The sequence below is a fragment of the Shewanella sp. Choline-02u-19 genome, assembly GCF_002836205.1.
Classification (GTDB): domain Bacteria; phylum Pseudomonadota; class Gammaproteobacteria; order Enterobacterales; family Shewanellaceae; genus Shewanella.
Map to the genome: position 1 here is coordinate 152,140 of NZ_PJBE01000010.1, position 11,646 is coordinate 163,785.

The window sequence follows — 11,646 nt, forward strand, 5'->3', positions numbered from 1 at the left end:
GTAACGCACACGACAGCTGGCTTTGAATCACACCTGTTTGTAAATCGATAACCGCAATCTGGGTAAATTTCTTTATGCCGAGTACCAATTGGTAGTAATATTTAACCAATTAAAATTTTAATCTTATTTTTTCAAACTTAAAGGTACTACCATGACGACTCACAAACGCCCGTTGGCATTGCTGATCCTCGATGGATGGGGCTCTCGTGAAAACACGCAAAAAAATGCTGTTTTTCATGCGAACACTCCTGTTCTCGACAAGCTTAATGCGCAATATCCACATAGTTTAATTTCCGGTTCAGGTATCGATGTTGGGCTACCCGCTGGCCAAATGGGCAACTCCGAAGTTGGCCACATCAATATTGGTTCTGGCCGTATTGTCTATCAAGAACTAACCCGTATCGGCAAGGCTATTGATGATGGGGAGTTCGATACTAACCCAGCACTTACTGCGGCCGTTGATGGGGCAGTCAAAGCCAATGGTGCCGTTCATATCATGGGACTATTATCGCCAGGTGGGGTACATAGTCATCAAGATCATATAGAAGCCATGTGTCGCCTTGCCGTTAAACGCGGTGCAACTAAGGTTTATCTACATGCCTTTTTAGACGGTCGCGATACTCCGCCTCGTAGCGCAGAAGCTGGTTTAGCTCATTTCGAAGATATGTTTAAAACCCTAGGTACTGGTCAAGTGGCTTCCATTATTGGTCGTTACTACGCCATGGATAGAGACAACCGCTGGGATCGTGTATCCCAAGCTTATGAGTTAATCACTGAAGGCAAAGGCTTGCATCAAGTAGCAAGTGCTGTTGAAGGTATTAAAGCCGCTTACGCTCGTGATGAAAATGACGAGTTTGTCGGTAGCACTGCAATCCCTGACGCTGAAGGTAACATTGCCAAGCTAGAAGATAATGACGCGCTCATTTTCATGAACTTCCGCGCTGACCGTGCCCGCCAAATCACTCGTAGCTTTGTGGATGCTGACTTTGATGGCTTCGAACGTGCTGTGACACCTAAAGCACACTTTGTCATGCTAACGGAATATGCCGCGAGCATTGATGCTGCCATCGCTTATCCGTCGACCGATCTGGTCAACACCTTAGGCGAAACCTTGCAAGATCAGCACATGACACAGTTGCGCATTTCAGAGACCGAAAAGTACGCTCACGTCACTTTCTTTTTTAACGGTGGTAAAGAGGAGCCTTTCGAAGGCGAAGATCGCATCTTAATCCAATCACCAAAAATTGCGACCTATGATCTACAACCTGAGATGAGTTCAACAGAACTCACAGACAAACTCGTTGCTGCAATAGAATCAACCAAGTATGACGTGATTATCTGTAATTATCCGAATGGCGATATGGTTGGCCACACCGGTAACTTTGATGCAGCAGTCAAGGCCTGTGAAGCTGTCGATACCTGTTTAGGGCGTGTTGTTGAAGCGCTAGACAAAGTTGGCGGTGAGTGTTTAATTACAGCCGACCACGGTAATGCTGAACAAATGACGGATGAGTCAACAGGGCAAGCACATACCGCTCACACCTGTGAACCTGTGCCACTGATTTATGTTGGACGTGATGCAGATATAGAAAAAGGCGGACGTTTGAGTGATTTAGCGCCGACTATGTTAACCTTGATGGGACGAGAAGTGCCTAAAGAGATGACAGGCCGAGCGATAATTAAACTCAAAGAGTAATATGAACATTCGACTTTTTATCAAAGCCAGCATTATTGCTGGCTTTATATCACTTCCCTTATCGGTAAATGCGACTGATCTCGATCGTCGTCAATCTGAACTTAAGTCGATTCAGACACAGATAAACAAGCAACAATCAGCCGTTAAAAATACCAATAAACAGAGAGAACGTTTGATCTCTTTGCTCAAAAAAGATGAGCAAGCTATTGCTGCCGCTGCAAAAAAAGTTAATAAAACCAAACAAGATTTAACCAAAATAGATAAGGCTTTGGCTAAGCTTAACGCTAAATACACCCAGTTAGAAAAACTCAAAAACATCCAGCAAAAAACATTGTCTAATCAACTTGCTAGCGCTTACTTAGCCGGTAATCATGATTACAGTAAAATGCTGCTTAATCAACAATCTCCAGCCAGTATCGAACGCTTACTCGCTTACTACCAATACTTGAACAATGCCCGTATCGCTTCGATAAAACAGCTTCAAAGCACCATCGTAGAACTTGATGAAGTACAACTTCAGCAGAAAGATAACCAAACTCGATTAAACAAGTTAGCCCTTGAGCAGCAACAGCAAGCTACGCTTTTGAGCCAAGAGCAGTCTCAGCGCCAACAAACCTTAACTCAATTACAAAGAACGCTTAGTAGCAGTGGTGCAAAATTAGAGCAGCTGCAAATTGAAGAGGCCAGTTTAAAACGAGTGGTTGAACAAGCGCTATTGGCGATGAAAAACAACCCTGCGTTCGATGGTTTATCGAGTAAACGAAAACTAAAATGGCCCACTAAAGGCCGAATAAAATCAGGTTTTGGCAGTAAACGTTCAGGCCAAGTCAAATGGAAAGGCGTGACGATTTCAGCTGCTGAAGGAAAAAACATTGAAGCGATTGCTGGCGGACAAGTCATTTATGCTGACTGGCTACGCGGTTTCGGTATGGTTTTAGTTGTCGATCATGGCAAAGGGTATATGAGCTTATATGGGCATGCACAAACTCTTTTAAAAGCTGCAGGAGACTCTGTTCGCAAAGGTGAACCCATTGCATTGGTCGGTCGCTCAGGTGGACAGACCGAGTCTGGCCTATACTTTGAAGTAAGACATAAAGGGCAAGCTGTCGATCCGGCGAGGTACTGTAAGCGGTAGACATAGAATCCCTTTCTTATACAAGGGGTTAATATGTCAGGAGTTGTCCGTAATCTTAGTTTTGCCGCCGCGGGTTTAGCATTAGGCCTGTCACTCACTTTATTTGGCCAAGAGCATACTCAGCAATATAAAACACGCATCGACTATCCCGTATTACTCGATGTCATCGATACAATTGAAACCTACTACGTTACAAAGATCACCGAAGAAGAACTCATTGAAGCGGCCATTGAAGGTATTTTTGCAAAACTCGACCCCTATTCTAGCTTTCTAGATAAACAAGCATTCGCCAATATCCAAGATAGTAACGACGGTGAATATTATGGCTTTGGCGTAGAGATAGCGACAGATAATGATCAAATAACAATCGTCACTCCTTTCCCCCAGTCGCCCGCTGAACTGGCAGGTATTATGCCGGGAGATAGAGTTATAAAGCTAAATCAACAGTTAGTTACCGCAGATAAACTTGAAAACCTACTCAATGAAATCAAACAACATAGCTACGACAAGCAAGCGATTGATTTAGAGCTTATCAGAGCAAACTCCGAAACAACTTATAGCGTAACCATCAGCCCTAGTCTTATCACCATTAACTCTGTCGAAGCACAGCTGTTAGATAACCAAATTGGCTATATAAAACTGTCGAGCTTTCAAGAAAACTCCACTCAAGATATGGTTAAACAACTTGCATTATGGCAAGCCAAACCCCTAAATGGGCTTATTCTTGACCTTAGAAATAACCCTGGTGGTCTACTCGATCAAGCCATTAAAATCGCAGATATCTTTTTAGAGAAAGGGAGGATTGTTGCAACTGAAGGTCGTTTCTTTGACGCAAATTCTGATTACTACGCCTCACCACAAACCATGGTAAACAGCGTACCCATGCTGGTACTGATCAATAAAGGATCAGCATCTGCATCAGAGGTACTCGCCGCTGCACTGCAAGAAAACGGCAGAGCTAAGCTCATCGGTCAAACAAGCTTTGGTAAAGGCACAGTTCAAAGCCTTATCCCTACGCTTACCGAAGGCAATGCCATTAAGCTCACCATTGCCAAATACACCACCCCTAATGGCAGAGATATACACGAAAAAGGGATTATACCCGACATTAAAGTGGCATTAGACATTGTAACAAGTGATCAAACTATGCCTATAATAAATACAAATTCACTCCGTGGTGATATTGCTGAAGATAAACTCGTTAACTCAGCAATAGCCTGGATTAAAACAGAAAAATAACTAATACAGTGCGCTACTTATTATTTTGCTTTTTATTATTCAGTTCGAATGTGTTTGCCGCAAGGATTGCCATCATCATTGACGACATTGGATATCGTCAATCTGATAAGGCCGTGCTGGCGCTGCCATCAAATGTGACCCTGTCGGTGTTGCCACTAACACCTTTAGGCAAAGACGTTGCCACTCAAGCATACCAACGAGGTAGTGAGATTTTAGTGCACCTGCCAATGCAGGCGCTCAATGGTAAAACAATTGGGCCAGGTGCTTTAACGAACGCTATGTCAGAGCAAGATTTTAAACAGCAGCTAGAACACGCTATCGATAGTGTACCATTCGCAATTGGCGCTAATAACCATATGGGCAGCTTGTTAACGCAGCTTACCGAACAAATGCACTGGGTAATGGATACGCTATTACAGCGGGATATTTATTTTATAGACAGTGTGACAACCAAATTTACTCAAGCTGGAGCAATAGCAGAAGAGATGGGAGTTCCGTTATTAAAGCGGACTATTTTTCTTGATAATGATAAATCAAATGCCGGGTTAGAATTTCAATTTCAACAGGCGATAACACTTGCTGAAACACAGGACAGTATTGTTATTATTGCTCACCCCTACCCTGAAACGTTGGCTTTTTTGAGCAATAATCTTCATCGCTTAGCGGAGGCAAATATCGCCCTAGTTCCCGCGTCAAAGCTATTACCTTTCAATGTAGCCTCACAGGATAAAGGAACTAAAGAGCCTACTGTAAGATTGGAATAGACAAGTCTGGTAGTAGCGACTTAAGCTCTTTATTGTTACTTACAATCATATCTAACGTATAGCCATCAAGCACTGCTAAATAAGCATTAACCGCTTCTGAAAGGACACTTTTTAATTTGCAAGCAGGCGTAAATAAGCAGTATGGCTTACTGCAATCGATAGGAGACAAGGAGTTTTCAAGAGCGCGAACCACTTCACCTATATTGATTTCGTTAGCAGCTTTTGCCAACTTAAAACCACCACTCTTACCTCTTACTGTTTTTAAGTAGCCTAATTTACCAAGATGATGAACAACTTTAGAGATATGGTTCGCTGATAAGTCAAAAACATCTGTAACTTCAGAGATACGAAAAAGCGACTCACGCTCTGGATGTAAAGCCAGATACATCAGTGTTCTCAATCCAAAATCAGTGTAACGAGTTAACTGCATTGCTTACCAATCCATATATTGACTATCTAACAAAATTTTCTAGCTGTTTGTTGCTTGTTCCAATGAGCTAATCAGCCATAAAGCTTCTTCATCATTAGCGCCACAAACATCTTCCGTTGCTGTAAATTGACCACAAACAGCAGGTCTCTCTGGTTTACCAAAAAGCTTACACAAATTACCATAATTCAACTGAATGCACCTAACTCCTGCCAGCTTACCCTGAGGCATTCCTGGAATTGGAGTCGTGATAGAAGGCGCAATGCAGCAAGCACCACAACCTAAGCGACAGTTCATCTTAATACCTTAAATTAGCAATTTTCATTATACCGCTATCAAACAGAATTGATTTGTATCACATCACATACTGCTTAACAGTAAGCCAATATCTTACCAGAATCGTGATCAGTGCATACTATTTAGCATCGACTTATACACACTTTTTACATCTAAAAATTCAGACACAAAAACGCGCTAATAGTACGGATAAGCATTTGCGCAATCTTGGCCCAGCTGACGAGCTCTTCTCAAAAAAGAACCCGCGCTACAGCCTAGACTGACAATTTCAGCTCAATAATAAACCAACGAGCCCGTATATTGTCTCTTTTTATGTCATAAAAAACAGACACGAAAAAGCCCTAGCATTGCTGCTAGGGCTTATCGTAATGTTGGCGGAGTGGACGAGACTCGAACTCGCGACCCCCGGCGTGACAGGCCGGTATTCTAACCAACTGAACTACCACTCCTTTAGCAAAAAGCCGAAGCATGATGCTAAATTCTTTTAAAGTCGCTAACGTGTCAAAGGTTAGTAGACTCGCTTTACCTCTTTATAAGAGATTAAGCTAAATAGGCGCCTGGAAATGACCTACTCTCACATGGGGAAACCCCACACTACCATCGGCGATACTGTGTTTCACTTCTGAGTTCGGAATGGGATCAGGTGGGGCCACAGCTCTATGGTCTCCAGACAAATTTGGAATTCGAAAAGCTGTTACTCGCTATCGCAAGTAAATCGAAATTTATTATTGAGTTCAACACCACATTAAGTGCTTATTCTAACTCTGGTGTTTTGTAAAAACATCAGTCTCATACAAAACCCATCAGGGTTGTATGGTTAAGCCTCACGAGTCATTAGTACAAGTTAGCTCAACGCCTCACAACGCTTACACACCTTGCCTATCAACGTCCTAGTCTCGAACGGCTCTTTAGAGGAATTAAATTCCTAGGGATGACTCATCTTAGGACTCGCTTCCCGCTTAGATGCTTTCAGCGGTTATCGATTCCGAACGTAGCTACCGGGCAATGCTATTGGCATAACAACCCGAACACCAGCGGTTCGTCCACTCCGGTCCTCTCGTACTAGGAGCAGCTTCCTTCAATCATCCAACGCCCACGGCAGATAGGGACCGAACTGTCTCACGACGTTCTGAACCCAGCTCGCGTACCACTTTAAATGGCGAACAGCCATACCCTTGGGACCGACTTCAGCCCCAGGATGTGATGAGCCGACATCGAGGTGCCAAACACCGCCGTCGATATGAACTCTTGGGCGGTATCAGCCTGTTATCCCCGGCGTACCTTTTATCCGTTGAGCGATGGCCCTTCCATACAGAACCACCGGATCACTATGACCTACTTTCGTACCTGCTCGACGTGTATGTCTCGCAGTTAAGCTGGCTTATGCCATTGCACTAACCGTACGATGTCCGACCGTACTTAGCCAACCTTCGTGCTCCTCCGTTACTCTTTGGGAGGAGACCGCCCCAGTCAAACTACCCACCAGGCACTGTCCCGAACCCCGATTCAGGGGCCGCGGTTAGAACATCAAAACTACAAGGGTGGTATTTCAAGGTTGACTCCACATCATCTAGCGACAATGCTTCAAAGTCTCCCACCTATCCTACACATGTAGGTTCAATGTTCAGTGCCAAGCTATAGTAAAGGTGCACGGGGTCTTTCCGTCTAGCCGCGGGTATACGGCATCTTCACCGCAATTTCAACTTCACTGAGTCTCGGCTGGAGACAGCGTGGCCATCATTACGCCATTCGTGCAGGTCGGAACTTACCCGACAAGGAATTTCGCTACCTTAGGACCGTTATAGTTACGGCCGCCGTTTACCGGGGCTTCGATCATGAGCTTCTCCGAAGATAACCCAATCAATTAACCTTCCGGCACCGGGCAGGCGTCATACCGTATACTTCCTCTTGCGAGTTTGCACAGTACTGTGTTTTTGATAAACAGTTGCAGCCACCTGGTATCTGCGACTGCCAACAGCTTAAGGAGCAAGTCCTATCACCGTCGGCAGCGTACCTTCTCCCGAAGTTACGGTACCATTTTGCCTAGTTCCTTCAGCCGAGTTCTCTCAAGCGCCTTGGTATTCTCTACCCAACCACCTGTGTCGGTTTGGGGTACGATTCCTACTAACCTGAAGCTTAGAAGATTTTCCTGGAAGCATGGCATCAACTACTTCATCACCTTAGTGACTCGTCATCAGTCCTCAGTCTTGCAATTAAATGCGTATTCCCGGATTTGCCTAAGAATACAACCTACAACCTTAAACGCGGACAACCAACGCCGCGCTAGCCTAGCCTTCTCCGTCTCTCCATCGCAGTTAGCAGAAGTACAGGAATATTAACCTGTTTCCCATCGACTACGCCTTTCGGCCTCGCCTTAGGAGTCGACTCACCCTGCCCTGATTAACATTGGACAGGAACCCTTGGTCTTTCGGCGAGGGAGTTTTTCACTCCCTTTATCGTTACTCATGTCAGCATTCGCACTTCTGATACCTCCAGCGTGGGTTACCCCTTCACCTTCAACGGCTTACAGAACGCTCCTCTACCGCACTAGTGTAAACACTAGTACCCATAGCTTCGGTGTATTGCTTAGCCCCGTTAAATCTTCCGCGCAGGCCGACTCGACTAGTGAGCTATTACGCTTTCTTTAAATGATGGCTGCTTCTAAGCCAACATCCTAGCTGTCTAAGCCTTCCCACATCGTTTCCCACTTAGCAATAACTTTGGGACCTTAGCTGATGGTCTGGGTTGTTTCCCTTTTCACGACGGACGTTAGCACCCGCCGTGTGTCTCCCGAGTAGTACTCATTGGTATTCGGAGTTTGCAAAGGGTTGGTAAGTCGGGATGACCCCCTAGCCTTAACAGTGCTCTACCCCCAATGGTATTCGCTCGAGGCGCTACCTAAATAGCTTTCGAGGAGAACCAGATATCTCCCGGTTTGATTGGCCTTTCACCCCCAGCCACAAGTCATCCGCTCATTTTTCAACATAAGTCGGTTCGGTCCTCCAGTTGATGTTACTCAACCTTCAACCTGCCCATGGCTAGATCACCGGGTTTCGGGTCTACACCTTGCAACTAAACGCGCAGTTAACACTCGGTTTCCCTACGGCTCCGCTATTCGCTTAACCTCGCTACAAAATGTAAGTCGCTGACCCATTATACAAAAGGTACGCAGTCACGGTCTCAAGAACCGCTCCCACTGCTTGTACGTATACGGTTTCAGGTTCTATTTCACTCCCCTCACAGGGGTTCTTTTCGCCTTTCCCTCACGGTACTGGTTCACTATCGGTCAGTCAGGAGTATTTAGCCTTGGAGGATGGTCCCCCCATGTTCAGACAAGATGTCACGTGTCCCGTCCTACTCGTTTTCACGTAAAGTTAGTTTTCATGTACGGGGCTATCACCCTGTGCCGCTGTGCTTTCCAACACATTCCACTAACACCCTCTACGCTTAAGGGCTAATCCCCGTTCGCTCGCCGCTACTAGGGGAATCTCGGTTGATTTCTTTTCCTCCGGGTACTTAGATGTTTCAGTTCCCCGGGTTTGCCTCATTAACCTATGAATTCAGTTAATGATACATGCTTATGCATGTGGGTTTCCCCATTCGGAAATCGTTAGCTCAAATGCTTGTTACTAGCTCGCCAACGCTTATCGCAAGTTACTACGTCCTTCATCGCCTCTGACTGCCAAGGCATCCACCATATACGCTTAGTCACTTAACCATACAACCCAAATAAGTCTCTATGAGAAATACTCGTTGTTTCAAGCGGGTAAGCTTAAAACAGCCGTATCATAACTAATGGTTTCTACTTTCGCCAAAATTAGAATTTTTCACTTATTGCTGCGACGCAATAAGCCAAGACACTTAATGTTTAAGTGTTTAGAACTCAATTTTTTAAATTTCGCGCTAACCCTATAAACAACAACCTACAAGTAAGTCGCTGTCCCTTTTCAGGTTAACACTATCAGCTTTCCAAATTTTTAAAGAACGATATCACTGCAACAAGGCAGGATATTTTGTCGCTCACCTCAACTCAATTAAGAGATAAGGAGAACAAGCAATCTGTGTGGACACTCAAACGTATTTTCATACTTCAGATGTGAGTTAGTCGTATAGGTAAGGAGGTGATCCAGCCCCAGGTTCCCCTAGGGCTACCTTGTTACGACTTCACCCCAGTCATGAACCACACCGTGGTAAACGCCCTCCCGAAGGTTAAGCTATCTACTTCTGGTGCAGCCCACTCCCATGGTGTGACGGGCGGTGTGTACAAGGCCCGGGAACGTATTCACCGTGACATTCTGATTCACGATTACTAGCGATTCCGACTTCACGGAGTCGAGTTGCAGACTCCGATCCGGACTACGACCGGCTTTGTGGGATTAGCTACACCTCGCGGCTTTGCGACCCTCTGTACCGACCATTGTAGCACGTGTGTAGCCCTACTCGTAAGGGCCATGATGACTTGACGTCGTCCCCACCTTCCTCCGGTTTATCACCGGCAGTCTCCCTAAAGTTCCCACCATTACGTGCTGGCAAATAAGGATAAGGGTTGCGCTCGTTGCGGGACTTAACCCAACATTTCACAACACGAGCTGACGACAGCCATGCAGCACCTGTCTCACAGTTCCCGAAGGCACTAATCCATCTCTGGAAAATTCTGTGGATGTCAAGAGTAGGTAAGGTTCTTCGCGTTGCATCGAATTAAACCACATGCTCCACCGCTTGTGCGGGCCCCCGTCAATTCATTTGAGTTTTAACCTTGCGGCCGTACTCCCCAGGCGGTCTACTTAATGCGTTAGCTTGAGAACCCAGTGTTCAAGACACCAAATTCCGAGTAGACATCGTTTACGGCGTGGACTACCAGGGTATCTAATCCTGTTTGCTCCCCACGCTTTCGTACATGAGCGTCAGTCTTTGTCCAGGGGGCCGCCTTCGCCACCGGTATTCCTTCAGATCTCTACGCATTTCACCGCTACACCTGAAATTCTACCCCCCTCTACAAGACTCTAGTTTGCCAGTTCGAAATGCAGTTCCCAGGTTGAGCCCGGGGCTTTCACATCTCGCTTAACAAACCGCCTGCGTACGCTTTACGCCCAGTAATTCCGATTAACGCTTGCACCCCTCGTATTACCGCGGCTGCTGGCACGAAGTTAGCCGGTGCTTCTTCTGCGAGTAACGTCACACCCAATCGCTATTAACGCTTGAGCTTTCCTCCTCGCTGAAAGTACTTTACAACCCGAAGGCCTTCTTCATACACGCGGCATGGCTGCATCAGGCTTTCGCCCATTGTGCAATATTCCCCACTGCTGCCTCCCGTAGGAGTCTGGACCGTGTCTCAGTTCCAGTGTGGCTGATCATCCTCTCAGACCAGCTAGGGATCGTCGCCTTGGTGAGCCATTACCTCACCAACTAGCTAATCCCGCCTAGGTTCATCCAATCGCGGAAGGCCCGAAGGTCCCCTCCTTTCCCCCGTAGGGCGTATGCGGTATTAGCAGTCGTTTCCAACTGTTATCCCCCTCGATTGGGCAGATACCTAGGTATTACTCACCCGTCCGCCGCTCGTCACCTCAGGAGCAAGCTCCCTTGTGTTACCGCTCGACTTGCATGTGTTAGGCCTGCCGCCAGCGTTCAATCTGAGCCATGATCAAACTCTTCAATTAAAGTTTTTTGCTTTACTCCGTTAAGAGCAAAGCGGCTCAATGAATTATACTGTTTTTCAAAAGCCCGAAGACTTTCGAAGTTTACATATTGCTATGGTCACTCAGTGGTTCATTGAGTAAATATTTTTGATTGCTTCCTAAGAAGCAATTTCGAATAACTCAACACCTGTGAGTGCCCACACAGATTTGCTTGTCATATTGTTAAAGAGCGTGACACCATCTTTCATGTGTCGCCGAAGACGCTAGGTCGTTGGCTTGAGGAGGCGTATTCTACACTCTCCAGTGTCGGCGTCAAGTGCTTATTTTAAGAAGTTTTTCGAGTGATGCTTTCTTAATCAGAAGTCAAAACCGAAGCCCTTAAAGCGCTTGTCACCTGAATCAAATCTCCGAAGAGTTTTAACTCTCTAACACCGCTGCAAGTCCCGTACTAC

Annotated in this window: 6 protein-coding genes, 1 tRNA gene and 3 rRNA genes; 4 read left to right on the plus strand and 6 right to left on the minus strand. The window is 45.8% G+C overall.

Features of this window, described 5'->3' with window-relative positions:
- Positions 1 to 151: 151 nt before the first annotated feature.
- The 4 genes from gpmM to CXF83_RS00890 are packed head-to-tail and all read left to right on the plus strand — an operon-like array spanning position 152 to position 4,834.
- A complete protein-coding gene (gene gpmM / locus CXF83_RS00875) occupies positions 152 to 1,696 on the plus strand; it encodes a 2,3-bisphosphoglycerate-independent phosphoglycerate mutase (protein WP_101092005.1) in 1,545 nt (514 codons plus the stop codon).
- A gap of 1 nt (position 1,697) precedes the next feature.
- Positions 1,698 to 2,831 (plus strand): murein hydrolase activator EnvC family protein, encoded by a 1,134-nt coding sequence (locus tag CXF83_RS00880; protein ID WP_101092006.1) that lies wholly within the window; start codon positions 1,698 to 1,700, stop codon positions 2,829 to 2,831.
- A 33-nt stretch (positions 2,832 to 2,864) separates the two neighbouring features.
- On the plus strand, positions 2,865 to 4,070 hold the full coding sequence (locus CXF83_RS00885) for a S41 family peptidase (RefSeq protein ID WP_101092007.1): 1,206 nt from the start codon (positions 2,865 to 2,867) through the stop codon (positions 4,068 to 4,070).
- An 8-nt stretch (positions 4,071 to 4,078) separates the two neighbouring features.
- Positions 4,079 to 4,834: a divergent polysaccharide deacetylase family protein gene (locus CXF83_RS00890; RefSeq protein ID WP_101092008.1), complete on the plus strand. Its 756-nt coding sequence runs from the start codon at positions 4,079 to 4,081 to the stop codon at positions 4,832 to 4,834.
- On the opposite strand, the gene CXF83_RS00895 is transcribed toward CXF83_RS00890, so the two are convergent.
- The 6 genes from CXF83_RS00895 to CXF83_RS00920 form a co-directional block, all read right to left on the minus strand.
- Positions 4,815 to 5,264, minus strand: a complete 450-nt coding sequence (locus tag CXF83_RS00895) for an Rrf2 family transcriptional regulator (RefSeq protein WP_101092009.1) — start codon at positions 5,262 to 5,264, stop codon at positions 4,815 to 4,817. The two genes, CXF83_RS00890 and CXF83_RS00895, sit on opposite strands and share 20 nt — an antisense overlap.
- A gap of 39 nt (positions 5,265 to 5,303) precedes the next feature.
- Positions 5,304 to 5,558, minus strand: a complete 255-nt coding sequence (locus CXF83_RS00900) for a YkgJ family cysteine cluster protein (protein WP_101092010.1) — start codon at positions 5,556 to 5,558, stop codon at positions 5,304 to 5,306.
- Between the two features lie 372 nt (positions 5,559 to 5,930).
- A tRNA-Asp gene (locus CXF83_RS00905) sits at positions 5,931 to 6,007 on the minus strand.
- 106 nt (positions 6,008 to 6,113) lie between these two features.
- Positions 6,114 to 6,229 (minus strand): 5S ribosomal RNA (gene rrf, locus CXF83_RS00910).
- A gap of 142 nt (positions 6,230 to 6,371) precedes the next feature.
- Positions 6,372 to 9,276 (minus strand): 23S ribosomal RNA (locus CXF83_RS00915).
- A gap of 396 nt (positions 9,277 to 9,672) precedes the next feature.
- Positions 9,673 to 11,215: ribosomal RNA gene (locus tag CXF83_RS00920) — 16S ribosomal RNA — on the minus strand.
- Together the 16S, 23S and 5S rRNA genes with 1 tRNA gene alongside form the textbook arrangement of a ribosomal RNA operon.
- Positions 11,216 to 11,646: the final 431 nt, after the last annotated feature.